At 72.3% G+C, this 23,499-nt stretch carries 20 protein-coding genes and 1 riboswitch; of the genes, 14 read left to right on the top strand and 6 right to left on the bottom strand.

Annotated elements, in window-relative coordinates:
• The first annotated feature begins 36 nt into the window (after positions 1-36).
• The 5 genes from ACPXBU_RS19315 to ACPXBU_RS19295 all read left to right on the top strand — a co-directional run bounded on the left by ACPXBU_RS19315 (position 37) and on the right by ACPXBU_RS19295 (position 4,424).
• Positions 37-1,311, top strand: coding sequence for a beta-ketoacyl-[acyl-carrier-protein] synthase family protein (locus ACPXBU_RS19315; RefSeq protein ID WP_393370722.1), 1,275 nt, complete (start codon positions 37-39; stop codon positions 1,309-1,311).
• A 23-nt stretch (positions 1,312-1,334) separates the two neighbouring features.
• Positions 1,335-2,585, top strand: a complete 1,251-nt coding sequence (locus ACPXBU_RS19310) for a beta-ketoacyl synthase N-terminal-like domain-containing protein (RefSeq protein WP_393371757.1) — start codon at positions 1,335-1,337, stop codon at positions 2,583-2,585.
• Complete coding sequence (locus ACPXBU_RS19305) at positions 2,582-2,899, top strand: antibiotic biosynthesis monooxygenase family protein (RefSeq protein ID WP_425759031.1); 318 nt, start codon at positions 2,582-2,584, stop codon at positions 2,897-2,899. The genes ACPXBU_RS19310 and ACPXBU_RS19305 overlap by 4 nt, the downstream gene beginning before the upstream one ends.
• 853 nt (positions 2,900-3,752) lie before the next feature.
• Positions 3,753-4,001: a hypothetical protein gene (locus tag ACPXBU_RS19300; RefSeq protein ID WP_425759030.1), complete on the top strand. Its 249-nt coding sequence runs from the start codon at positions 3,753-3,755 to the stop codon at positions 3,999-4,001.
• 162 nt (positions 4,002-4,163) lie between these two features.
• The gene (locus ACPXBU_RS19295; RefSeq protein ID WP_393370713.1) at positions 4,164-4,424 is read left to right on the top strand and encodes a hypothetical protein; all 261 of its coding nucleotides are present in this window, start codon (positions 4,164-4,166) and stop codon (positions 4,422-4,424) included.
• Between the two features lie 106 nt (positions 4,425-4,530).
• Here ACPXBU_RS19295 and ACPXBU_RS19290 read toward each other — a convergent pair whose 3' ends face one another.
• Positions 4,531-5,967: a glycine hydroxymethyltransferase gene (locus ACPXBU_RS19290; RefSeq protein ID WP_425759029.1), complete on the bottom strand. Its 1,437-nt coding sequence runs from the start codon at positions 5,965-5,967 to the stop codon at positions 4,531-4,533.
• 19 nt (positions 5,968-5,986) lie between these two features.
• Positions 5,987-6,076, bottom strand: a riboswitch (ZMP/ZTP riboswitch).
• 145 nt (positions 6,077-6,221) lie between these two features.
• Between ACPXBU_RS19290 and ACPXBU_RS19285 the strand changes: the two genes are divergently transcribed.
• The gene (locus ACPXBU_RS19285; protein ID WP_425759028.1) at positions 6,222-7,028 is read left to right on the top strand and encodes an SDR family NAD(P)-dependent oxidoreductase; all 807 of its coding nucleotides are present in this window, start codon (positions 6,222-6,224) and stop codon (positions 7,026-7,028) included.
• Positions 7,029-7,142: 114 nt separating this feature from the next.
• On the opposite strand, the gene ACPXBU_RS19280 is transcribed toward ACPXBU_RS19285, so the two are convergent.
• The 3 genes from ACPXBU_RS19280 to ACPXBU_RS19270 are packed head-to-tail and all read right to left on the bottom strand — an operon-like array spanning position 7,143 to position 10,333.
• A complete protein-coding gene (locus ACPXBU_RS19280; protein WP_425759027.1) occupies positions 7,143-8,012 on the bottom strand; it encodes an NAD(P)H-hydrate dehydratase in 870 nt (289 codons plus the stop codon).
• On the bottom strand, positions 7,996-8,727 hold the full coding sequence (locus ACPXBU_RS19275; RefSeq protein ID WP_425759026.1) for a histidine phosphatase family protein: 732 nt from the start codon (positions 8,725-8,727) through the stop codon (positions 7,996-7,998). The genes ACPXBU_RS19280 and ACPXBU_RS19275 overlap by 17 nt, the downstream gene beginning before the upstream one ends.
• A 43-nt stretch (positions 8,728-8,770) precedes the next feature.
• The gene (locus ACPXBU_RS19270; protein WP_425759025.1) at positions 8,771-10,333 is read right to left on the bottom strand and encodes a glycosyltransferase family 39 protein; all 1,563 of its coding nucleotides are present in this window, start codon (positions 10,331-10,333) and stop codon (positions 8,771-8,773) included.
• 196 nt (positions 10,334-10,529) lie between these two features.
• Here ACPXBU_RS19270 and ACPXBU_RS19265 point away from each other — a divergent pair, with 196 nt between their 5' ends.
• The 4 genes from ACPXBU_RS19265 to ACPXBU_RS19250 all read left to right on the top strand — a co-directional run bounded on the left by ACPXBU_RS19265 (position 10,530) and on the right by ACPXBU_RS19250 (position 14,804).
• Positions 10,530-11,420 (top strand): glycosyltransferase family 2 protein, encoded by an 891-nt coding sequence (locus ACPXBU_RS19265; RefSeq protein ID WP_393370694.1) that lies wholly within the window; start codon positions 10,530-10,532, stop codon positions 11,418-11,420.
• A 26-nt stretch (positions 11,421-11,446) separates the two neighbouring features.
• Positions 11,447-12,421, top strand: coding sequence for an NAD-dependent epimerase/dehydratase family protein (locus tag ACPXBU_RS19260; protein WP_393370691.1), 975 nt, complete (start codon positions 11,447-11,449; stop codon positions 12,419-12,421).
• A gap of 21 nt (positions 12,422-12,442) precedes the next feature.
• On the top strand, positions 12,443-13,747 hold the full coding sequence (locus ACPXBU_RS19255) for an acyltransferase family protein (RefSeq protein ID WP_393370688.1): 1,305 nt from the start codon (positions 12,443-12,445) through the stop codon (positions 13,745-13,747).
• Between the two features lie 85 nt (positions 13,748-13,832).
• On the top strand, positions 13,833-14,804 hold the full coding sequence (locus ACPXBU_RS19250) for a DNA polymerase domain-containing protein (RefSeq protein ID WP_425759023.1): 972 nt from the start codon (positions 13,833-13,835) through the stop codon (positions 14,802-14,804).
• A 21-nt stretch (positions 14,805-14,825) separates the two neighbouring features.
• Here the strand turns inward: ACPXBU_RS19250 and ACPXBU_RS19245 are convergent, their stop codons facing one another.
• Entirely contained in the window at positions 14,826-16,994 is a 2,169-nt protein-coding gene (locus ACPXBU_RS19245) for an acyltransferase family protein (RefSeq protein WP_425759022.1), read from the bottom strand.
• 72 nt (positions 16,995-17,066) lie between these two features.
• Positions 17,067-17,540: an Lrp/AsnC family transcriptional regulator gene (locus tag ACPXBU_RS19240; RefSeq protein ID WP_393371754.1), complete on the bottom strand. Its 474-nt coding sequence runs from the start codon at positions 17,538-17,540 to the stop codon at positions 17,067-17,069.
• 139 nt (positions 17,541-17,679) lie between these two features.
• On the opposite strand from ACPXBU_RS19240, the gene pdhA reads away from it, so the two are divergent.
• The 4 genes from pdhA (at position 17,680) to ACPXBU_RS19220 (ending at position 23,249) form a co-directional block, all read left to right on the top strand.
• Positions 17,680-18,846: a pyruvate dehydrogenase (acetyl-transferring) E1 component subunit alpha gene (pdhA, locus tag ACPXBU_RS19235; RefSeq protein ID WP_393370680.1), complete on the top strand. Its 1,167-nt coding sequence runs from the start codon at positions 17,680-17,682 to the stop codon at positions 18,844-18,846.
• Positions 18,843-19,847, top strand: a complete 1,005-nt coding sequence (locus ACPXBU_RS19230; RefSeq protein WP_425759255.1) for an alpha-ketoacid dehydrogenase subunit beta — start codon at positions 18,843-18,845, stop codon at positions 19,845-19,847. The genes pdhA and ACPXBU_RS19230 overlap by 4 nt, the downstream gene beginning before the upstream one ends.
• Positions 19,844-21,328: a dihydrolipoamide acetyltransferase family protein gene (locus ACPXBU_RS19225; protein ID WP_425759021.1), complete on the top strand. Its 1,485-nt coding sequence runs from the start codon at positions 19,844-19,846 to the stop codon at positions 21,326-21,328. The genes ACPXBU_RS19230 and ACPXBU_RS19225 overlap by 4 nt, the downstream gene beginning before the upstream one ends.
• A 241-nt stretch (positions 21,329-21,569) precedes the next feature.
• On the top strand, positions 21,570-23,249 hold the full coding sequence (locus tag ACPXBU_RS19220; protein ID WP_425759254.1) for a right-handed parallel beta-helix repeat-containing protein: 1,680 nt from the start codon (positions 21,570-21,572) through the stop codon (positions 23,247-23,249).
• The last annotated feature ends 250 nt before the right edge of the window (positions 23,250-23,499 follow it).

The following is a 23,499-nucleotide window of genomic DNA, read 5'->3' as shown; positions in this document are numbered from 1 at the left end:
GTTGCGAGCCCCGCAGTCGCGAACCGAGGTGGCGTCGTGAGCGGACGCCGCACGGTGGTCACCGGGATCGGGGTGGTCGCCCCCGGCGGCGCCAGCCGGGACCGGTTCTGGAAGACCATCACCGAGGGGCGGACCGCCACCCGGCGGATCAGCTTCTTCGACCCGTCGGCGTTCCGGTCGCAGATCGCCGCGGAGTGCGACTTCGACCCGACCGCCGCGGGGCTCACCGAGGCCGAACAACGCCGGGCCGACAGGTACGTGCAGTTCGCGCTGGCCTGCTCCGTGGAGGCCGTCGCCGACGCCGGACTGGTGCTCACCGACGCCGAGCGGGACACCGCCGGGGTGGTGCTCGGCACCGCCGTGGGCGGCACGATGGCACTGGAACAGGAGTACGTCACCGTCAGCGAGCACGGCCAGCGCTGGCTTGTCGACGCCACGCGCGGTGGCCCGTACCTCTATCAGGCGCTGGTGCCCAGCAGCCTCGCCGCGGACGTGGCCTGCCGACACGGGCTGCACGGCCCGGCGCAGGTGGTGTCCACCGGCTGCACCTCCGGCATCGACGCCATCGGTTACGCCCACCAGCTGATCGTCGACGGTGAGGCGGACGTGATGCTGGCCGGCGCGGCGGACTCGCCGATCTCGCCGGTCACCGTCGCCTCGTTCGACGCGATCAAGGCGACCAGCCCGGACAACGACGACCCGGCGCACGCCTCCCGCCCGTTCGACGCCGACCGGCACGGGTTCGTGCTGGCCGAGGGCGGGGCGGTGCTGGTGTTGGAGGAGCTCGGGCACGCCCGCCGGCGGGGCGCGCACATCTACTGCGAGGTGGCCGGCTACGCGAGCCGCAGCAACGGCTACCACATGACCGGGCTGCGCCCGGACGGCCTGGAGATGAGCCTCGCCGTCACCGACGCGCTGAAACAGGGGCGGATCCTCCCCGAGCAGGTCTCCTACATCAGCGCCCACGGCTCGGGCACCCGACAGAACGACAGGCACGAGACGGCCGCGTTCAAACGGGCGTTGGGCCAGGCCGCGTACCGGGTGCCGATCAGCTCGATCAAGTCGATGGTCGGGCACTCGCTCGGCGCGATCGGGTCGATCGAGATGGCGGCGTGCGCCCTCGCGATCGAGTTCGGTGTGGTGCCGCCGACGGCCAACTGGAGCACCAGGGACCCGGAGTGCGACCTGGACTACGTACCGAACGAGGCCCGGGAGGTCCCGGTGGACGTGGCGCTGTCGGTGGGCAGTGGGTTCGGCGGCTTCCAGTCGGCGATGGTGTTCCGCCGGTCGGCCGGCCCGGTGGCGGCGTGAGCGCCGTCCGGCCCGGTGGCGGCGTGCCTGCCGCGCGGGCGGTGGTGACCGGCATCGGCGTGGTCGCGCCGAGTGGGATCGGCGCGGACGCGCACTGGCGGACGGTGCTGGCCGGCACCCGCCGGACCGGACCGATCACCCTCTTCGACCCGGCCGGCTATCCGACCCGACTCGGCGGGGAGGTGCCCGGCTTCACCGCCGACTCCTACGCCGACAGCCGACAGGTGGTGCAGACCGACAGGTGGACGCACCTCGGCTTCGCCGCGACCCGGCTGGCGCTCGCCGACGCCGGCCTGCCCGAGCGGGCCCCCGACCCGTACGGCTACGCGGTGACCCTGGCCAGCTCGTCCGGGGGCAACCTGTTCGGCCAGCGGGAGCTGCAACGGCTGTGGGGCGGCACGTCGCGCACGGTCGGGGCGTACCAGTCGATCGCCTGGTTCTACGCGGCGAGCGTCGGGCAACTGTCCATCCACCACCAGTTCAAGGGCCCGAGCGGGGTAATTGTCGCGGAGGCGGCCGGCGGGTTGGACAGCCTCGCGCACGCCGCCCGCGCGGTACGCCGGGGCACCCCGGTGGTGATCGCCGGTGCCACCGAGTGCCCGCTCAGCCCGTACGCGCTGGCGTGCCAGCTTCGCTCCGGGCTGCTCAGCGACGTCTCCGATCCGCAGTTGGCGTACCGGCCGTTCGATGCCACGGCCAGCGGCTACCTGCCGGCCGAGGGCGGCGCGGTGTTCGTGGTGGAGGAGTTGGGACATGCCCTCGCCCGGGGCGCCCGCGTCTACGGCGAGGTGAGCGGGTGGGGTTCCACCCACGACGCCGCGCACACCACCGCGGACAGTGCCGGCGACCCGACCCAGTACGCGCGGGCGATGCGGCTGGCCCTGGACCGGGCCGGCGTCGCCGCGGCCGGGATCGACGTGGTGCTGCCCGACGCCCTCGGTGTGCCCCGCTACGACCGCAGCGAGGCCGAGGCGCTGCGCGCCGTGTTCGCCGACCGGCCGGTCCCGGTGACCACGCAGAAGCCGCTGACCGGGCGGGCGTACCAGGGCGGCTCGGCGTTGGACGTGGCCACCGCGCTGCTGGCCTTCGCGCACGACACGCTGCCCGCGTCGTCCGGCCCGGAGCAGGTCGCCGAGGGGTGCGAACTGGACTTCCTCCGCGAGCACCGCCAGCCGCGCAGCCGGCTCGCGCTGGTCTGCGCGCGGGGCTTCGACGGGTTCAACAGTGCGCTGGTCCTGCGCGGGGCGGTGCCGATGAGGGGAGAGACGCCATGAGTGGACAGCGGGCGCGGGTGGTGTTCCTGGTGCGGGTGCCGGTGGCACGCACCGACGATTTCCTCGCCGCGTACGAGGAAGTGCGCCACCTGGTCGCCGACGGGGTGCCGGGACACCTGGTCGACCAGGTGTGCCGCTCGTCGACCGACCCGGAACAGTGGTTGATCACCAGCGAGTGGGCGAGCCTTGCCGACTTCGAGGCCTGGGAACGGACCCCCGAGCACCGGGATCTGGTGCGCCCGATGCGGGAGTGCTTCACCGACGCCCGCTCGCTGCGTTTCCACATCCACGCCCAGACCCCCGCGCTGGTCTGACGCTTCCGCGCACGACTTCGATGATCGCGCTCGATCCATGTTGTAGTGGCCTCGCCCACGGGCGGAGGCCACTATTTCCTGGTCAACGCCGTTGCGTTAGGGCGAGCGGTTGTTCGTCAATGGGCACTGTCTCGCCTTTCATGCTGTTGTGCCCAAGGTCTTGTCCATCGACCCGGGTTGGTCGGCCAGGGGTGCGTGGGGTGCCGGTCGGCGGGTCAGGCACTGCGTGTCCGGGGGTGGTCGGGGGGCCTTTGCTCTGCACCCGCGGGCGCGACGGCTACGGTCTGCGACCGGCGCCTATTGGGGTGCAGAGCAAAGGACGGGCGGCTCGTGCACCTTGCCAAAGGGGGGCGGTTGGTGATCGAGGTCGTGCCTGGCCGGCGCAGCGCCACCGCAACCACGTTGAGATCCAGGACAACACCGTTGCTGTAGGCGGAACCACTGCTCGTCAACCGCACTGCCTCGCCGATCACGAAGTTGTGGCATGCGACAGAACGCCTGTGAGGCCCCAGACCCGGCACCAGGAGTAGGTGATTGCCAGGCTCGGACTGCCCCGCTCCGCGATCTTGCACTTTCTGTCCCGACACAAGGGGCATATCACCTATATCGACAACCGAAACTGCAAGATCGGTGCGAACTTCTCGCGAGACACACGCTGACCTAGCTGCACTCCCAGGAGTCCCTTATCCAGCACGTGTTGACCTGCCGGCCACAGCCCTAACCGCAGAGCTGCCCGCAGGTGGTCGCGAGCGCGTGGCCAGTCTTCGAGCTTGACGAAGCAGTAGCCGGCCTGAGCGTGACCCTGCGCCTCATTGATCCAGTAGGACCAGTCGTCTGGGGAGGCGTTCACGAGGTGGACTTCAGCCGCGGCGATCGCCGCCGTGGTGCGACCGGCCTGGACGGCATCGACGCCGCACGCGCCTACCTCCAGGCCGGCGACCTCACCGCTGCCGGGCGTGCCCTGGCCGACGCCGACACCACCGCACCCGCCGAGGTTCGCTACCGGCCTGCCGCTCGTACCCTCATCGCCGAGATCGCCCACAGCGGACCCGCGGCCGCCAGCGTGGCCCGACTCGCCACCCTCATCGGGGTCACCCGGTGACCACGACGCCTTCGGTCCTCCGACCGAGGTCGCGGCGGTCGTCGGAGGTGACCGCCGGACCGGGCCGAGCGCGGGGTGACCCATTCATGGGCTGACACACCGCGTTCACCGCGTGGCAATGCGCGACAGCCCGCGCACCGTCGTCCTGGGTGGACGGTCATAATGGGCCGCATGGTTGCCTGGGAGTACGCCCTGCTCGTCCGCCGCTATCAGGGACAGGGCCGCAATTTCCACGTCTCGTTCGTCTGGTACGCCCCGGACGGGTCCCGCAAGGACATCACCGCCTTCGGTGACACCGCCATCGCGCACCTCAACCGCGCCGGCCGGGAGGGGTGGGAGCTGGTCTCCGCGGCCGAGGACGTGAACAACGTCCAGGGCAGCACCGAGGTCCACCGCTACCACCTGAAGCGCCCCCTGGACTGATGTCGGCCGCCTCGGTGAGCGACATGCCTCCGAGTCATGACTGTGACCCGGAGGCATGTCGCTCAATCTGGACAGGTGCCACGTGCACCCGTCGCGGCCGGTGCCGTCAGGCCAGGTCGATGCCCGGGTAGAGGGGGTGGGGGGCCAGCAGGTCGGTCGCCTGGGTGGCGATCTTGTTGGCCAGGTCGGCGTCGAGGGCGTACTTCGCCTTGGACGGGGTGCCGTCGGCGTTGGCGCCGGCCGTGGTCTGGGTCAGCACGGTGTGGATCAGGTCCGCCGTCTGGTCCATCTCGGCGGTGCCCAGCCCCCGGGTGGTCAGCGCCGGGGTGCCGATCCGGATGCCGGACGTGTACCAGGCCCCGTTCGGGTCCTGCGGGACCGAGTTGCGGTTGGTGACGATGCCCGAGTCGAGCAGCGCCTGCTCGGCCTGCCGGCCGGTGAGCCCGTAGCCGGACACGTCGATGAGCACCAGGTGGTTGTCGGTGCCACCGGTGACCAGCTTCGCGCCCCGGCGCAGCAGCCCCTCGGCGAGCGCCTGCGCGTTGTCCACGATCCGCTGGGCGTAGTCGGCGAAGTCGGGGCGGCGGGCCTCCGCGAGCGCGACGGCCTTGGCGGCCATCACGTGCGGCAGCGGACCACCGAGCACCATCGGGCAGCCCCGGTCCACCTGGTCGGCCAACTCCGGCTGGCAGAGCACCATGCCGCCGCGTGGGCCGCGCAGCGACTTGTGGGTGGTGGTGGTGACGATGTGCGCGTGCGGGACCGGGTCGAAGTCGCCGGTGAACACCTTGCCGGCCACCAGGCCGGCGAAGTGCGCCATGTCGACCATGAAGGTCGCGCCCACCGAGTCGGCGATCTCCCGCAGGATCCGGAAGTTCACCTTCCGCGGGTACGCCGAGTAGCCGCCGACCAGGATCAGCGGCTTGAACTCGCGGGCCGCCTCGGCCACCCGGTCGTAGTCGATCAGGCCGGTCGTCGGGTCGGTGCCGTAGCTGCGCTGGTCGAACATCTTGCCGGAGATGTTCGGCCGGAAGCCGTGGGTGAGGTGGCCGCCGGCGTCCAGCGACATGCCGAGCATCCGCTGGTTGCCCAGCTCGCGGCGCAGCGCGAACCAGTCGGCCTCGGTGAGGTCGTTGACCTGGCGGACCTGCGCCTTCTTCAGCGCGGGGGACTCCACCCGGTCGGCCAGCACTGCCCAGAACGCGACCAGGTTGGCGTCGATGCCCGAGTGCGGCTGCACGTACGCGTGCGCCGCGCCGAACAGCTCCCGGGCGTGCTCGGCGGCGAGCGCCTCGACGGTGTCCACGTTCTGGCAGCCGGCGTAGAAGCGGCGGCCGACGGTGCCCTCGGCGTACTTGTCGCTGAACCAGTTGCCCATGGCCAGCAGGGTCGCCGGCGATGCGTAGTTCTCGCTGGCGATGAGCTTGAGCGACTCCCGCTGGTCGGTCAGCTCGGCGCCGATGGCGTCGGCCACCCGCGGCTCGACAGCCCGGATCACCTCGAGGGCACTACGGAATGCGGTGGACTCGGCGTTGTGCGACATGCGACCTCCAACAGACGTGCGGGAAGGCCCAGGCGCTCGGCAAACGTCCTCGTGACGGGGCCGCTCCCCGATGGTTGTCCATCCCCACGCGCCAGTAACGGCCCGCGCCGATCCTACCGGGCCGGCCGGGGACGTCCCGGGCGACCTCCGTACGCCACGCGTCGGCAGGGTTGGACGGGCGATGTGGGGGCACACGATAGGGAGCGGCTACCGCTGCCGGTACGACCGCCACCCCAGGAGAGGAGTCACCCATCATGACCACACCGTCCACCGACCGGCCGCTCGCCGTGGTGACCGGCGCGTCCAGTGGAATCGGGTACGAGCTGGCCGTGCAGTTCGCCGAGCACGGCTTCGACCTCATCGTGGCCGCCGAGGACGACGGCATCTCGTCGGCGGCCGACAAGCTGCGCCGCGACGGAGGCCCGAACGTTCAGCCCGTCCGTGTCGACCTGGCCCGTGAGCAGGGCGTGGAGGAGTTGGCGTCGACGATCGCCGCCACCGGGCGTCCGGTGGACGCCCTGGCGCTCAACGCCGGCCGGGGCGCCGGCGGCGCCTTCGTCGGCGGCACCGACCTGCGTGACGAGCTGGAGATCGTCGACCTCAACGTGCGCTCGACGGTGCACCTGGCCAAGCGGTTGCTGCCGGGCATGGTCGAACGGAACGCGGGCCGGGTGCTGTTCACCTCGTCGATCGCCTCGACCATGCCGGGGCCGTTCCAGGCTGTCTACAACGCCTCGAAGTCGTTCGTGCAGTCCTTCGCCGAGGCGCTGCGCAACGAGCTGAAGGACACCGGTGTCACCGTGACCGCACTGATGCCGGGGCCGACCGACACCCAGTTCTTCGACCGGGCCGACATGGAGGACACCCGGGTCGGGGCGGGCTCCAAGGACGACCCGGCGAAGGTCGCCGCGCAGGGCTTCGAGGCACTGATGAAGGGCGACCAGACGGTCACCGCGGGGTCGCTGATGAACAAGGTTCAGACCGCGGCTGGAAAGATCATCCCGGACAAGCTCAAGTCCGAGCAGCACCGCCACATGGCCGAGCCGGGCTCGGGCGACTGACCCCCGTGCACGACGAAGGGCCCGGCATCGTGCCGGGCCCTTCGGTGTACGCGTCGACTGAGGCGGTCGCCGCGTCCCCGGTGCTCGTGTCCGGAGACAGCGGACAACGGCCGGTCAGACCATCGACAGCGTTCCGGGGATCTCATCGAGCAGCTCCCGGGCGAGGAAACCGATCCGGCCGTAGCGGGGGATCAGCCGCTGCCCGCTCACCGCGTGCGCGAACGAACCCCAGCAGGCGGCCTGCGCCGGGTCGGCGCCCCGGGACAACAGCCCCGCCAGCAGCCCGGCGAGCACGTCCCCACTGCCGGAGGTGCCCAGCCCGGCGTCGCCGCTCTCCTCCCGCCACCTCCGCCCGTCCGGCGCGGCCACGTGCCCGTAGAGCGAGACGACCGCCTCGTACCTGTCGGCCAGCTCGGCCGCCTCGGCGTCCAGGTCGTCGCCCGGCTCCCGGCCGAGCAGGTGCCCGGCCTCGGTGACGTTCGGGGTGAGCACCACGGGCCGGCCCGAACCGGCGAGCAGGTCCGGTGTGTGACTGAGCGCGCCCAGGGCGTACGCGTCGAGCACCAGCGACGTCCGCGGCGGGGCCGCCTCCAGGACCAGACCCAGCAACCGCCTGGTCTCGTCGATCGCCCTCAGTCCCGGCCCGACGGTGACCACGTCGGCTTGGGCGACCAGCTCGTCGAGTTGGCCGTCCCGGTCGGCGGCCACCGCGCCGTCGGAGGTCTCCGGCAAGCCCACCACAAGTGCCTCGGGCACCTGGATGCTCAGTGTGGCGGCGGCGGACTCGGCGACGGCGAGCTGGAGCACCCCGGCGCCGGCGCGCAGCGCGGCCACCCCGGCGAGCAGCACCGCGCCGGGGGTGAAGCGGGAACCGCCGACGATCAGCACGGTGCCCCGGCTCTCCTTGCCGCCGGCCGGCACCGGTAGCGCCCAGTCCCGCAGCAACCCCGGTGTGATCACCTGCACCTCAGACCGGTTCGGCATGGATCTCGTCCTCCCTGGTCGGCTGGGCGCCCTGGCGCCGCAGGTGGCCGACCTCGTTGAATCCACCACGTGTCAGTCGGCCCCGCGCGTCGGCGGACCAGTCGGTGATCGAGCAGTTGGCGATCACGTGTTCGCGGGTCAGCGCCATCAGGTCCGGCTCGGTCAGCCCCTCCACCAGATAGCGCAGCAGGAAGACGAGCGCGTCGTGGCCGAACAGCAGGACCCGCTGGCCCTCGTGGTCCCGGCGCAGGTCGCCGAGGAGCGTCCGCAGCCGCAGCGCCACGTCGGTCCAGGACTCCCCGCCGGGCGGACGGTAGTAGAACTTGCCGAGCCGGGCCCGCCGCTCGGCCTCGTCCGGATATCGCCGGCGCACGCCGTGCCCGGTCAGGCCGTCGAGGATGCCCAGCTCACGGTCGCGTAGCCGCTCGTCGCGGCTCATCGGCACCCCGGTGCCGTGCAGCGCCAACTCGGCGGTGCGGACCGCACGCAGGTACGGCGAGACCACCGCCACGTCCGGCCGGTGCTCCGGCGGCAGCCCGGCCAGCCAGCGGCCGGTGGCCCGGGCCTGGTCCTCGCCGGTGGGGGAGAGCGGCACGTCGGCGTCGCGGTGACCGAGCCCGATCAGCTCCTCACCGGACGCCTCGGCCCGCGTCGCCGCCACGTTCGCGGTGCTCTCCCCGTGCCGGATGATCCAAAGCGTCGACAGTTCCGCCATGCCGACCCCCTACCCGGGTGCCGGCGACGGTAATCGCAGCGGGTCAACCGCGCCGTTGCAGCAGGGCGACGGTCAGCCCGGTCACGTGGGTCAGCCGGGCCACCTGGTAGCGCTCGTCGAGCAGGGCGGCCCGCTGCTTCGGCAGCCCGGTCAGCGGTGCGTCGGTGACGGTCGGCAACACCAGCCAGAGCCGCGGCTCGTCGCGCAGACAGCTCGCCGGGTCGCCGCAGTCCGCGCCGAACAGCTCGTTGCGCTGGGCCGCCGTGCGCTTCTGGAACACGTTGCGCGGGGAGATGTCCGCCGGAAGGTAGTAGCGCACCCCCGGCTCGGTCATCCACCACCAGACGCCGCCCACCACGAGGCCGTCGCCGGGCTGGTAGCCGGTCTCGATGACCCGGGCCGCCTGGGAGTAGGACAGGGGCGCGAAGGCGCGTGCCTGCGGATAGGTGTACCAGCCGTGCGAGTACTCCGCGCGCAGCGTGAGCTGACCGGGCACGGACAGCGCGGCGACGACCACGAGTCCCGCCGCCATCAGCGGGGCCCGGCGCAGCGCGGCGATCCCGGCGCCGGCCAGCACCGCCCAGGCCGGCAGCAGGAACAGCAGGTACTTGGCGAAGAAGTAGTTGATCTCGCCGGCCGAGGCCAGCAGGATCACCGGCACCGGCAGCACGGCGACGAGCGTGGCGCCCACCGTCCGGTCCATGGCGTCGCGGCGCAGGTGGGTCAGCAGACCCACGGTGGCCAGCGCGGTCACCGCGACGGCGAGCAGCGTCGAGCCGTACGCCTGCTCCCAGACCGTCCAGGGCGAGCTGTCCGGGATCCAGCTGATCTGCCGGCCCGCCTGTTTCATGCCCCGCAGGATCACCGGCGCGGCGATCGCCACCCCACCGAGGGCGCCGAGCGGGAACCAGGCAAGCGACCACCAGCGGCGCTGCCGCCAGCAGTGGATCAGAACGACTGTGCCGTGGCCGACCAGCAGGGTCAGCGCCACCACGTTGACCAGGCCGATGGCGCCCACCGCGAGCGCGTACGCCACCCAGCGCAGCCACCCGGGCCGCTCCAGCGCGCGGAGCAGGAACAGGGTGGCCGCCGCCGCGGCGAGGACGACGAAGGCGTACGAACGGGTCTCCTGCCCGAACCGGGTGACCGTGGGCACCAGGGCGAAGACGAACCCGGCGGCGACACCCGTCGGGTGGTCGAAGAGCCGTCGCCCCGCCAGCGCCACGCAGGCGGTGGCCAGGGTCATGGCCAGCGCCGACGGCAGACGTACCGCGACGGGGCTGGTGCCGAACAGCGTCGTCCAGGCGTGCATGAACAGGTAGTAGGCCCCGTGCACGGCGTCGACGTTCGCCAGCATGGCCCGGATCTGTCCGGTGGAGCGCGTCGCGACGTCGATGGTGACCAACTCGTCGTGCCACATCTCCGGGCTGCCGATCCGCCACCCGACGGCGAGCGCGGCGAATGCCGTCGGCCAGAGCCAGACGCTGCGCGCCAGCCGGCGGGCGAGGGAGACCGGCGGGCGGTCCGGCCCGGCGGGCAGGGGCGGATTTCCCCCGTCGGTGGGCGCGGGCTGCGCGTCCGTGGCGGCGACGGCGCGGTTTGACATCGGCGTCCGATCGGGGGGCGGGGTTACGGGGCGCGACGATGATAGCGCCCGCGAGGGCTGGCGCCGGACGGGTGATCGATGCGGTCGGGGTGGGCGCGCCGCCCGGTTCGGCGCTGGCCGATCGCGGGGGTGAGCCTGATAATGTGGCCGCGCCCGCCGCGCATTTTCACCACGGACAGTTAGGCCTACCCACCCAATGATTGTCGACATTATGCTGCCGTACTACGGAAGCGTGCCCCTCATGCAGGCGGCGGTACGCAGCGTGATGGCGCAGAGTGACCCCGGTTGGCGCCTCACCGTGGTGGACGACGGCACCGAGCCGGGCGTGCCCGAGTGGTTCGCGGGCATCGACGACGAGCGGGTCCGCTACCAGCGCAACGAGCGCAATCTCGGGATCACCGCCAACTACCGCAAGTGCGTCGGTCTCGCCGAGCACGAGTACCTGGTGATGATGGGCACGGACGACATCATGCACCCCAACTACATCGCGACGGTGCGATCGGTGATCGAGCAGTACCCGGGCGTCGGCATGGTCCAGCCGGGGGTCGAGACCATCGACGCCCACGGCAAAGTGGTCATCACGATGGTGGACGAGGCGAAGCGGCGGATCTACGCCCCCCGGATCCGCTCCCGTGAGCTGATGGGAGGCGAGGACCTGGCGGCCAGCCTGCTGCGCGGCTGCTGGTTCTACTTCCCGTCGATCTGCTGGCGGACGGACGCGCTCAAGGCCGTCGACTTCCGCGAGGAGTTCCAGGTCATCCAGGACCTGGCCCTGGTGATCGACCTGATCCAGCGCGGTGAGCAGATGGCCGTCGACAACACCCTCTGCTTCCAGTACCGGCGGCACGCGGTCAGCAAGTCCGCCGCCGACGCGGCCAACGGCTCCCGGTTCACCGAGGCGCGGGCGTTCTTCCTCGACGTCGCCCGGCGGATGGACGAGCAGGGCTGGCCTCGGGCGGCCCGGGCGGCCCGCACCTACACCTCGTCCCGCCTGCACGCCATCACCCTGCTGCCGACGGCGATCCTCACGGGCAGGATGTCCGGCGTGCGCAGCCTGTCCCGGCACGCGTTCGGGCCGGGCCGATGACCGACACCAGCCAGGGAGACGACGCCATGACCGTCAGACCACGACGTCCGGCGGAGGACACCGCACGGCCCGTCCGGATGGTGGTGCTCGGCGGCACCGGCTTCCTCGGCCGCCCGATCAGCCGCGCGCTGGCCGACCAGGGTCACACGGTGGTCGCCGTGGCGCGTACCCCGAAGGTGATCGGCCCGGGTGTCGAGTTCCGTGCCCTGGACCTGGCCGCCGCCGACATCGACGAGATCACCGAGGTGCTGACCGACCTCGACCCGGACGTGGTGATCAACGCGGCGGGCGGGATGTGGGGCCTCAGCGAGGCGCAGATGCTCGCGGTGAACGTGACACTCGTCGAGCGGCTCCTGGCGGCCGCGGGCCGCCTGCCGCGGCGGGTCCGGGTGCTCCAGATGGGCAGCGTGCACGAGTACGGGCTGGTCCCGGTGGACACGTCGATGCCCGAGCGGCTGACCCCCGCGCCGGTGATGCCCTACGGCGAGTTCAAGCTGCGCTGCACCGAGGCGATCACCGCCGCGGACCGGCAGGGCCTGGTCGAGGGCGTCACGCTGCGGGTGGGCAACGTCATTGGCGCCGGCCAGCCCGGTCACAGCCTGCTCGGGGTGGTCGCGGCCCGGCTGCGCGACGCCCAGCGGGCCGGTGAGCGGGCCCGCCTGGAGCTGGCTCCGCTCGGCTCCCGGCGTGACTTCATCGGTCTCGGCGACGTGGTCGCCGCCGTGCAACTGGCCGCGACCCGCCCCGAGGCGGCCGGTCAAGTGATCAACATCGGTCGGGGAGTGGGGGCCAGCGCGCGTGATATGGTCCGCCTCCTCATCGAGGTCAGTGAGGTCCCGACCGACCTGATCGAGGCCGAGCAGACCGGTCCCGCCGAGACGAAATGGCAGCGGCTGGACGTCGGGTTGGCCGCCGAGGTGCTCGGCTGGTCACCGAGCGACGACCTGCACACCGAGATGAAGCAGTTGTGGGAGCACGCCGGCGCCGAGGTGCCCGCCTGATGCCGAGAGGTGCCTGACCGCATGACTACCCCCGCTCTCATCCGGTCCCGGGGCACGTTGGCCGACCTGCTCTCCGGCCGGAGCAACGGCATCGGGCTGATCCGGCTCTGCCTCGCCGTCGGCGTCGTGCTGTCGCACTCCAAGCCGCTCGGCTTCGGCGCCAACGACCTGGGCTACCACCTGACCGGTCGGCAGACGAACGTCGGCACCATGGCCGTGTACGGCTTCTTCGTGCTGTCCGGCCTGCTGATCACCCGTAGCGCCCGGCGTACCGGCATCATCCGCTACGCCTGGCACCGGGCCCTGCGGATCTTCCCCGGTCTCTGGGTCTGCCTGCTGGTCAGCGCGCTGGTGATCGCCCCGCTCGTCACGTTGCGCGAGCACGGCAGCACCGCCGGCTTCTTCGACAACGCCTGGGACCGGGGCGGCCCGTTGGCCTACCTGCAGGCCAACTGGTGGACCGGTGTCCGCCAGTACGGCATCCGCGACCTGTTCACGGAGACCACCCCGTGGAGTGACAAGGTCAACTACAGCGTCTTCAACGGCGCCCTGTGGTCGCTCAAGTACGAGATGTTCTGCTACGTCGTGGTGGGCGTGCTGGCGGTGACCGCCGTGCTGCGCAACGCTCGCCGGTTCGTGCTGTTCCTGACCGTCGCGCTCTACCTGAGCATCCTGCAGGACTGGGTCAGCTCCGGACGGATCAGCGGCCCGGCGCCGACGGCGAGCTGGACCTTCGTGTCGCCGCTGGTCGGCACGATGACCTTCCACTACATCGTCTACCTGGGCTTCCTCTTCGCCGCCGGCGCGACCCTGGACCTCTACCGGGAGCGGGTGCCGATCAACGACGCGCTGGGCATCGGCTCGGCGGTGGCGCTCGGGTTGTCCCTGCTCTTCGGCGGCTTCTTCGTCATCGGGCTGCCCGCGTTCGCGTACCTGCTGGTCTGGTTGTCGGTGCGGATGCCCCGCCAGTTGCACTGGGTGGGCCGCAAGAACGACTACTCGTACGGCATCTACATCTACGGGTTCGTCTTCCAGCAGGTGATGGCGAGCCTCGGCTGGAGCCGCTGGGGTTACGTGCCGTTCGCGGCGATGTCGGTCGCGGTCGCCTTCGCCGCCGCGTTCCTGTCCTGGAAGCTGGTCGAGCGGCCGGCGCTGCGGTTGAAGGACTGGACGCCGGGCTTCGTGGCCCGCCGGTCGCCCCCCGGGGTGCCGGTCGAGCAGCAGACCGCGGTGGCCGAGGAGCCGCCCGCGACGCCGCCGGTGCAGGTCGGCGGCCCGACCCAGGAGTTGCCGCAGCAACCCGCCACGCTGGTTCCTGGCCGCTAGGGCCTCTGTAAAGCCCCTGGCTCGACCGAGGACTTTGGCACGTGCCTACCCCGCCGGCCCGCCCCCGAGCCGTACGCTCGGGGGCGTGGCCACGGTGGCGGAGGAGATTCAGGTGGGGGAGCGGCTGGTCCGCGTCTCCAGCCCCGACAAGCCGTACTTCCCGGAGCGTGGGCTGACCAAGCTGGACGTGGTCAGTTACTTCCTGGCGGTGGGTGACGGCATCCTGCGCGCCCTGCGGGACCGGCCCACGATGCTGGAACGCTGGCCGCGCGGCGTCTTCGAGGGCGCGACGATCGCCACCCGGCAGACCAACCGGGGCGACGCGTTCTACCAGAAGCGGCTGCCGGCGGGTGCTCCCGAGTGGGTGCGCACCGCGCACATCACCTTCCCCAGTGGCCGGACCGCCGACGAGGTCGCGCCGAGCGAGTTGGCGGTGGTGATCTGGGCGGCCAACCTGGGCACCCTGCGGTTTCACCCCTGGCCGGTCACCGCCGCCGACGTGGAGCGACCCGACCAGCTACGCATCGACCTCGACCCGCTGCCCGGCGTCGGGTTCGACCAGGTGGTGCCGGTGGCCCGCGAGGTCAACGCGTTCCTCGCCGAGCTGGGGATGACCGGCTACCCGAAGACCACCGGCGGGCGGGGCCTGCACATCTACCTGTCGATCGAGCCGCGGTGGAGCTTCGGCGACTGCCGTCGGGCGGTGCTCGCGCTGGGCCGGGAGATGCAGCGCCGGCTCCCGGAGCTGGTCACCACCACCTGGTGGCGCGACAAGCGGGACCGGCCGGTCTTCGTCGACTACAACCAGATGTCGCGGGACCACACGATGGCCTCGGCGTACTCGATCCGACCGACGCCCCAGGCGCTGGTGTCGGCGCCGTTGACCTGGGCGGAGCTGGACGACGCTCGGCCGGAGGACTTCGACGTGCTGTCGGTCCCGGCCCGCTTCGCCGAGCGCGGCGACCCGCACGCCGGCCTGGACGGCGACCGGCACTCGTTGGAGCCGCTGTTGGAGCTGGCCGACCGGGACGGGCTGGAGGCCCCACCAGAACGGTGAGGTCCGGGCCAGCCCGGCGGGTCACAGCTCGGCGAGCACGGGCTTGAGCGCGGCGCCCACCTGGGGCGCGAGGGTCGTCGAGTACGTGGCGCTGAGGTGGTGCGCGTCGCGCCAGACGAGGACTCCTCCGATGACGGGGGCGCACCGGTCGGCGGGACAGATCCAGTCGTTCAGGTCGATCAGGTGGGCGCCGGACAGCCCGTCGGCGGCCTCCTCCTGGGCCGGACCACCCCCGCGGCCCAGGACCTCGTCCCGGCTGTCGGCGCACTTCGTCAGGCGGTTCGGGTTCTTCGAGACGCACTCGGCGACGTCCTTGAGGTGCAGCGGCGTGTCCCGCAGCACCACCACCGGCACCTTCTCCGCGATCATGCCGCTCCACGTCTTGCGTAGCTCGCGGACCAGCGCGGACCGCCATTTCGCGGCCGGCTCGCCGTTGACCGGGTACTCGGCGTTGGTGACGATCAGCAGGTCGGGACGGCCCTTGCCGACGAGCGTCTCGCGGACCTTCCTGTTCCATTCCGTGCAGGCCGAGTAGGGCCTGTCGTTCAGGGAGATCTCCGCCGTCAGGAACGGGCATCCGCTCTTGGTGTACGTGGCGAGACGCCACCCGTTGGTCTCCGCCGCCAGCCGCATGGCGGGGACCCACTGGTCGGCGTGGGAGTCCCCGGCGAGCGCGATGGTGGTCGCGGAGTTCATCTTCCCGTAGACGCAGACCTCCGGCGTCGCGGACTCCAGCGACACGTGGCAGCTCTTCGTCGCCTGCGACAGCGGCGCGTCCCGGGCCGCCCGCGCCGGGTCGGGGGTGATCGACGCGACCTTGTCGACGGGCACCCCGGCCCGGCTGGTGCGGGGGGATCCGCCGAGCGCCGCAGCGCCCGGGGCGGCCGGTGGCGTCGCCTGCGGGGACCCTCCGGGCACCTGACCCATGATGGCCGTCGGGGACGTCGTACCCGTCGTCGACGGGACGGCCAGTTGGAAGGTCAGGCCGGCCAGCGCGGCCGCGCCGGTGCAGATGGCGCCGATGCGCAGGGCGGAGGCTGGCCGGTCGGCGAGGACCGGTGACCGGCGGACCGGGTTCTCGATGAAGTGGTACGTGAGCGCGGCGGGGATCGCCGAGGCGGCCACGACGGCGAGCGCGGGGCCGACGCCGAGGTCACCGAACTGTGCCTGCGCGGCGACAAGCACCGGCCAGTGCCACAGGTACAGCGAGTAGGAGATCCCGCCGACGTAGCGCAGCGGCTGCCGGCCCAGCAGGAGGGCGGGTCCGGCGCGGCCGGCGGCCGGTCCGAACGCGATCACCGTGGCGGTGCCGAGGGTGGGGCCGAGCGCGGCGTAGCCGGGGAAGCCGGCGTCCGTGGTGATCAGCGCGGCGGAGGCGCCGACGGCGATCAGCCCGGCCCAGGCCAGCGGGACGGCCACCAGGCGTGGTGACCGGCCCCACCAGGTCGCCGTGACGGCGACGGCGCCGCCGAGGGCCAACTCCCACATCCGGGTGGTGGTCACGTAGTACGCCGAGGGTTCGGTCGGTGAGACGTACAGCGCCCAGGCGAACGAGGGGACCGCGATCAGCGCCAACCCCGCCAGGTAGAGGCCACGGCTCGCACGTCCGCGGCGGCGGGCGAACCACCCGAGGGCGATCAGCAGCAGCGGCCACACCAGGTAGAACTGTTCCTCGACGGCGAGGGACCAGAAGTGCTGGGCGATGCTCGCGGCGTCGTTGGCGGCCACGTAGTCGGCGGACTGCCCGGCCAGCCGCCAGTTCATGGCGTAGCAGGCGCTGGCGATGACGTCCCAGGCGGTGGCCGACCAGCGGCCACGAGGCAGGAAGACGTAGGTGAGCACCAGGGTCGCGAGCAGGACGGTCGCGGCGGCCGGCAGCAGACGCTTCGCGCGCCGGGCGTAGAAGTCGGTGAGCGAGAGCCGCCCACGTTTGTCGAGTTCGTCGAGCAGCAGGCCGGTGATGAGGAAGCCGGAGATCACGAAGAACACGTCGACACCGACGAAACCGCCGGGCAGGTACGGCACTCCGGCGTGACCGAGGAGCACCAGCAGCACGGCCACCGCGCGCAGGCCTTCGATGTCCCCGCGGAAGGACCGCGGAGCTGTCGACACCGGCCTGGTCGACGTCGGTTTGGTCGGTGCCGGTGCGGCGATCCGGGCCTGCTCCCACAACTCGTTCGATATAGCCACGTCGCGGATAGTAGCGACGTTCTCCGGTAAATCGCCTATCTTGGCACTCTGTCAAAGAATTCGTGTTATGCCCTACTGCCAGGGACTCTGCGTCCCGCCGAACTCCTCGAAGACGAGCCAGGACCGCGTCGACAACACCCCGGCGATGCGCTGCACCCGGTCCAGCACCACATCCCGCAGGGCGGCGTTGTCCGGAGCCCGGACCAGAGCCAACACGTCGTGCTCACCACTGAGCAACGCGACGTGCTCGACATAGCGGACCTGGGCCAGCTCGGCCGACACCTCCCGCCAGGTGTTCTGCTCGATCGTCAGCGCCATGTACGCCGAGGTGCCCAGCCCGGCGGCCTCGGGCGCCACCTGGGCGCGGAACCCGGTGATCACCCCGTCGCGCACCAACCGCTCCACCCGCGCGTACGCGTTGGTGCGGGAGATGTGGATCCGTTCGGCGAGGGTGCGCACCGACGTGCGCCCGTCGCGGACCAGCTCGTCGAGGATCCGCCGGTCCACCTCGTCCAGAGCTCGAACCGATCGTCCCGATCCCACCATCCGGTCTGCTGCGTCGCCGGTTTCTTGGCTCACCGATACCCCTCCCGCATGCCAACCGTCCCGCCTTCTGCGTGGATCTTGAGTCAATCATCCGACACGCGACAGCATAGGCTCACCACACGTCCCAGGAGGTTCCGCCGTGACGACCACTCCCCAGGCGGTCCGCAGGGCATCCCCGCGTACGCGTCGAGCGGCCACCCCGCCCGACCCGGCGCGCCCGCTACTGCCGGACGCCGAGCCGGTTCGCCTGCTCGACCCGAACGGCACACAGTTGCCCGCCCGCCCCCACTATCCGGAGCCACCCGTCGAGGCGCTGCGCGAGCTGTACCGCCGGATGGTGCTCGGCCGCCGCTTCGACACCCAGGCCACCGCCCTGACCAAGCAGGGCCGGCTGGCCGTCTACCCGTCCTCCCGGGGGCAGGAGGCGTGCCAGGTCGCCGCGACCCTCGCGGTCCGCGACACCGACTGGGTCTTCCCCACCTACCGCGAGTCGATGGCGCTGGTTGCCCGGGGCATCGACCCGGTCGAGGTGCTCACCCTGCTGCGCGGCGACTGGCACTGCGGCTACGACCCGACCGAGGTGCACACCGCGCCGCAGTGCACCCCGCTCGCCACCCAGTGCGTGCACGCCGCCGGGCTGGCGTACGGCGAGGCGTACCAGGGTCGCGACACCGTGGCGCTGGCCTTCATCGGCGACGGCGCCACGAGCGAGGGCGACTTCCACGAGGGGATCAACTTCGCCGCCGTGTTCAAGGCGCCGGTGGTCTTCTTCGTGCAGAACAACCGCTACGCCATCAGCGTCCCGCTGTCCCGGCAGACCGCCGCGCCGTCGCTCGCCTACAAGGGCGTCGGCTACGGCGTGCCCAGCGAGCAGGTCGACGGCAACGACCCGGTGGCCGTGCTCGCCGTGCTCACCCGCGCGGTCGCCCACGCCCGCGCCGGCAACGGGCCGTTCCTCGTCGAGGCGCACACCTACCGGATGGAGCCGCACACGAACGCGGACGACGCCAGCCGCTACCGCGACGGCGCGGAGGTCGACGCCTGGCGCGACCGCGACCCGATCGCCCGGCTGGAGACCTACCTGCGGGCCCGCGGGGTGCTCGACGACGCGGCGGTCGCCGAGGTCGCCGAGCAGGCCGAGGCGTACGCGGCGGACCTGCGCACCCGGATGAACGAGCAGCCCACGGTGGACCCGCTGAGCCTCTTCGACCACGTCTACGCCCAGCCCACCCCGCAGCTCATCGAGCAGCGCGAGATGGTCCGCGCCGAGTTGGCCGCCGCCCGCGACGAAGAGGGTGACGCCTGATGGCCACCACCATGGCGAAGGCGCTCAACACCGCGCTCGCCGACGCCCTCGCCGCCGACGACCGGGTCGTCGTCTTCGGTGAGGACGTCGGCGCGCTCGGCGGCGTCTTCCGGATCACCGACGGCCTCCAGGCCCGCTTCGGCGAGGACCGGTGCTTCGACACCCCGCTCGCCGAGGCCGGCATCGTCGGCTTCGCCGTCGGCCTGGCCATGTCCGGCCTGCGGCCGGTGGTCGAGATGCAGTTCGACGCGTTCGCGTACCCGGCGTTCGAGCAGATCGCCTCGCACGTGGCGAAGCTGCGCAACAGGACCCGGGGCAAGCTCAGCGTGCCCATCGTGATCCGCGTGCCGTACGCCGGTGGGATCGGCGGGGTCGAGCACCACTGCGACTCGTCCGAGGCGTACTACGCACACACCCCCGGCCTGAAGGTGGTCACCCCGGCCACTGTGGAGGACGCGTACTCGCTGCTGCGCGAGGCGATCGACGACCCCGACCCGGTGGTCTTCATGGAGCCCAAGAAGCTCTACTTCGCCAGCGCCGACGCGATCCTGCCGACCCGGGCCGAGCCGTTCGGGCGGGCCGTCGTGCGCCGGCCCGGCCGCGACGCCACACTCGTGGCGTACGGGCCGGCGGTGCCGGTCGCGCTGGAGGCCGCCGAGGCCGCCCGCGAGGAGGGCTGGGACCTGGAGGTGGTGGACGTGCGCACCATCGTCCCGTTCGACGACGACACCATCGCCGCCTCGGTCCGCCGCACCGGCCGCTGCGTGGTGATCCAGGAGGCGCAGGGCTTCGCGGGGGTGGGCGCGGAGATCGCCGCCCGGGTGCAGGAGCGCTGCTTCCACGCGCTGCACGCCCCGGTGCTGCGGGTCTCCGGGCTGGACATCCCGTACCCGGCGCCGATGTTGGAGCACACCCACCTGCCCGGTGTGGACCGGGTGCTCGACGCGGTGGCCCGCCTTCAGTGGGACGACCAGCCGGACGCGCGTTGGGCGGCGGCATGACCACGGTCGAACGGACGCAGGTCTTCCTCCTGCCCGACCTGGGCGAGGGGCTGAGCGAGGCCGAGATCGTCGAGTGGCGGGTCGCCGTGGGCGACGTGGTCACCGTCGACCAGAGCGTGGTCGAGGTGGAGACCGCCAAGGCGGTCGTCGACGTGCCCTGCCCGTACGCCGGCCGGGTCGTCACCCTGCACGGCGCGGCCGGTGAGGTACGTCCGGTCGGCCAGCCGTTGATCACCATCGCGCCGCTGGACGGCGGCGAGGAGCCCGCCGGGCACGCCACCTACCGCGAGGAGGAGCGGGCCGGCTCCGGCAACGTGCTGATCGGGTACGGCACCGGCCACGGCGGCGCCACCCGCCGTCGGCGCCGGCCTCGGCTGACGCTCGCCCCCGAGCCGGCCGACACCGACCCGGCCGACACCGCGCGAGCCGATGGTGCTGCCGCGACGGGCGGTGTTGCCTCGACCGGCGGTGTGGCCCCGACCGGGGGTGTTGCCTCGACCGGTGGTGCTGCTCCGAGCGATGGTGGTGCTTCGATCGGTGGGGCCCGCCCGGCTGGCGGCGGTGCCACGGGCGACGCGCCCGGCCACCCGGCGCGGGCGACTGCCCTGGTCATCTCGCCGATCGTGCGGCGGCTGGCCCGGGAGCGTGGCGTCGACCTGAACGCGGTACGGGGCACCGGGCCCGGCGGCGTGATCCGCCGGGCCGACGTGGAGGCGGCGCTGACCATGCCCGCCGCCCGGCTCGCCGCCGTGCCGGACGCCCCCGTCACGCCGGTGCCGTCCTCCGACGGCGACGTGATCGTCCCGCTCACCGGCGTCCGCAAGGTCATCGCCGACAAGCTCTCCCGCAGCCGGCGGGAGATCCCGGAGGTGACGATCTGGGTCGACGTGGACGCCACCGGGCTGCTGGAGACCCGGGCCGCGATCAACGCGGCGACTCCCGACGCGCCGGTGAGCATCCTGGCCCTGCTGGCCCGGATCTGCCTCAGCGGACTGCGCCGGTTCCCGCAGCTCAACTCCCGGGTCGACACCGAGGCGCAGCGGATCGTGCAGTCCGCAGGGGTGCACCTCGGCATCGCCGCGCAGACCGACAGGGGTCTGCTGGTGCCGGTGCTGCGCGACGCCCAGCGCCTCACCACCGCCGAGCTGGCCGCCGAACTGGCGGCGACCACCGCCGCCGCGCGGGCGGGCAGCCTGCCGCCGGCCCGGCTGACCGGCGGCACGTTCACGCTCAACAACTACGGCGTGTTCGGCGTCGACGGCTCCACGCCGATCATCAACCACCCGGAGGCGGCGCTGCTCGGCATCGGGCGGATCGTGGACAAGCCGTGGGTGGTCGACGGGCAACTCGCCGTCCGCAAGGTGACCCAGCTCAGCCTCACCTTCGACCACCGGGTCTGTGACGGTGGGGTGGCCGGCGGGTTCCTGCGGCACGTCGCCGACTGCGTGGAGCGCCCGGCGCTGCTGATCGCCGCCGTCTGAGACGCGTACCCCGGCCCCGGCGCTGCCCGTGCGGCGCCGGGGCCGGCGCACGTCCGGGTTTCCCGGCGGCGTTCTCAGGCCGGGGTTTCCCGGCGGCCTCACCGGGCCGGTCTTTCCCGGCGGCGTCACGGGGCCGGGGTTTCCCGGCGGCGTGCCCGAGCCGGGGTTTCCCGGCGGCGTCACCGGGAAGTCGGCCCCGCCGGAGCGCACCGAACGCGTCGAAGGGAGCCGGCCTGTGGCCGTGGCGAACGAGCTGCTACTGAACGCGGTCCGGGTACGACGACCCGCCTCGGCCGGCGCGCCGCTCTACTGCGACGCGCTGGAGTACGGCCTCACCGGCGACGGCGCGACGAACGACCAGCCGGCGTTGGCCGCCCTCGTGGACCGCCTGGGCGCCGGGTACGCGTCGGACGGACGGGCCCGGGTCATCTACTGCCCACCGGGCATCTACTCGATCCGGGACGCGGGCACGGTGTGGCGCAGCGGCGTGTCGTTGATCGGGGCCGGCCCGGCGGCGACCCGGTTCATGCTCAGCAACGAGGGCAACCGGGCCGACCCGACCCCGTTGGCCTTCTGGACCACCGTGCAGCACGGCGCCGACCGGGACCGGCACATCGCCGACTGCACCTTCTCCGACTTCCAGATCGACGGCTCCGGCGTGGCCATGGCCGAGTACAACTACCTGGCCAAGGGCCTCGGTCTGCAGTACGTCGTGCGCGGCGTGTTCCGCAACCTCTACATCCACCACACCGCGGCCACCGGGCTGGGCTGCGACTTCCTCCAGGACTCCCTGATCGACGGCGTGGTGGTGGTCGGCTGCGGCCGACTCGACAACGGCGAGCAGATGGGCGGTGCCGGCATCGGGATCGGCGTCGGCGGTTGGGGCACGGTCGAGCGGCTGACAATCGCCAACTCCACCACGCTTGCCAACGGCACCAACGGCATCTTCCTGGAGCTGCAGAAGGACTACTGGCCGCCACCGCGCGGCTACCGCATCATCGGTTGTCACAGCCAGGGCAACCGCTTCGGCATCTCCGACTGGGGCGCCGACGGGCTGATCGTCTCCGCGTGCACCATGACCGGCAACCTGGAGACCGGCTTCGACGTGTCGGCGCAGGGCACCTCGTCCGTGGCTGGCCGGGGTGGGCTGCTCACCGACTGCGTCATCGACGGCAACATGTACGACGGCGTCAGCATCGGCAACAGCCCCGGCCCGTACACCGTGCGGGGCAACCGGATCAGCGGCAACGGGCGGCACGGCTATCACGCGCTCGATCTGGGACGCGGTTACCAGGGCTCGGTCCGGGACGTGGTCGTCGAGAGCAACGAGTTCTGGGGCAACGGGCTCGACGCGATCCGGATCGACCACCAGATGACCGACGCGGTGCTGCTCAACAACCGGATCCGCAACAACGGGCGGCAGTGCGCGGAGGGGGCCGGCGGCGCGGGGGACGGGGTCCGCTACAGCGAGCGGTGCCTGGTGGACCGGTCGGCCAACTGGCCGCACGACGGGCACCGGGGCAAGACGCTACGGGTCGGCCGGGCCGTCGCCATGGTCGCCTCCAACACCGGCGACGAACTCACCCTCGCCCCGGTACGCCCCGACGGGTTCACCGCGTGGAGCGGGGACGTGCCGCCGCCCGGCTGCGGATACGAACTGTCTCCCGCGCCGCAGCGGCGTGCCGGGATCACGATCAACGCGCCGTTCGACTCGGCCACTGTTCGCGGCAACCGGATCTGGGACAACCACGACGACCAGACCCAGACGCACGGGCTGTGGATCACCGAGCGCGGCAGTTGCGTGGGCTGCCGGGTCGAGGACAACGACCTGGCCGGCAACGCCGGCGACGGGATGCTGCTGGACACCCCGCCGGTGGGCGGACGCTGGCGGGACAACCACGTCGAGAACGACTGGACCTGAGCGACGACCGGAGGGCCGTGCGCGGTGTGCGAGCCGTGCGCGGTGTGCGAGCCGCCCGAGCCGTGCGCGGTGTGCGTCTCGCGCCGTGCGCGGTGGGCGTCTCCGCGCCGGCCGGAGCAGAGACGACGAGCGGCGGGGGCCCGGGGGGGTCGGGGGGCCCCCCCGGGGGGGGCCCCGCCACCGGGCCCGGTTCACCGCGCGCCGGGGAGCCGGCCCTCACAGCGGACGTCCGGATCGACCACCGGCCGCC

The organism is Micromonospora sp. DT231 (assembly GCF_049847025.1).
In the GTDB taxonomy this organism is placed as follows: domain Bacteria; phylum Actinomycetota; class Actinomycetes; order Mycobacteriales; family Micromonosporaceae; genus Micromonospora.
The sequence above is the reverse complement of the archived record's forward strand: the minus strand, read 5'-3'. Positions and strand labels throughout refer to the sequence as shown.

Bases quoted from the DNA above. Each gene is read 5' to 3' on its own strand.
- ACPXBU_RS19305 (WP_425759031.1), top strand. From the start codon at position 2,582: ATGAGTGGACAGCGGGCGCGGGTGGTGTTCCTGGTGCGGGTGCCGGTG.
- ACPXBU_RS19295 (WP_393370713.1), top strand. From the start codon at position 4,164: ATGGGCCGCATGGTTGCCTGGGAGTACGCCCTGCTCGTCCGCCGCTAT.
- ACPXBU_RS19290 (WP_425759029.1), bottom strand. From the start codon at position 5,967: ATGTCGCACAACGCCGAGTCCACCGCATTCCGTAGTGCCCTCGAGGTG.
- ACPXBU_RS19285 (WP_425759028.1), top strand. From the start codon at position 6,222: ATGACCACACCGTCCACCGACCGGCCGCTCGCCGTGGTGACCGGCGCG.
- ACPXBU_RS19280 (WP_425759027.1), bottom strand. From the start codon at position 8,012: ATGCCGAACCGGTCTGAGGTGCAGGTGATCACACCGGGGTTGCTGCGG.
- ACPXBU_RS19275 (WP_425759026.1), bottom strand. From the start codon at position 8,727: ATGGCGGAACTGTCGACGCTTTGGATCATCCGGCACGGGGAGAGCACC.
- ACPXBU_RS19270 (WP_425759025.1), bottom strand. From the start codon at position 10,333: ATGTCAAACCGCGCCGTCGCCGCCACGGACGCGCAGCCCGCGCCCACC.
- ACPXBU_RS19265 (WP_393370694.1), top strand. From the start codon at position 10,530: ATGATTGTCGACATTATGCTGCCGTACTACGGAAGCGTGCCCCTCATG.
- ACPXBU_RS19260 (WP_393370691.1), top strand. From the start codon at position 11,447: ATGACCGTCAGACCACGACGTCCGGCGGAGGACACCGCACGGCCCGTC.
- ACPXBU_RS19255 (WP_393370688.1), top strand. From the start codon at position 12,443: ATGACTACCCCCGCTCTCATCCGGTCCCGGGGCACGTTGGCCGACCTG.
- ACPXBU_RS19240 (WP_393371754.1), bottom strand. From the start codon at position 17,540: ATGGTGGGATCGGGACGATCGGTTCGAGCTCTGGACGAGGTGGACCGG.
- ACPXBU_RS19225 (WP_425759021.1), top strand. From the start codon at position 19,844: ATGACCACGGTCGAACGGACGCAGGTCTTCCTCCTGCCCGACCTGGGC.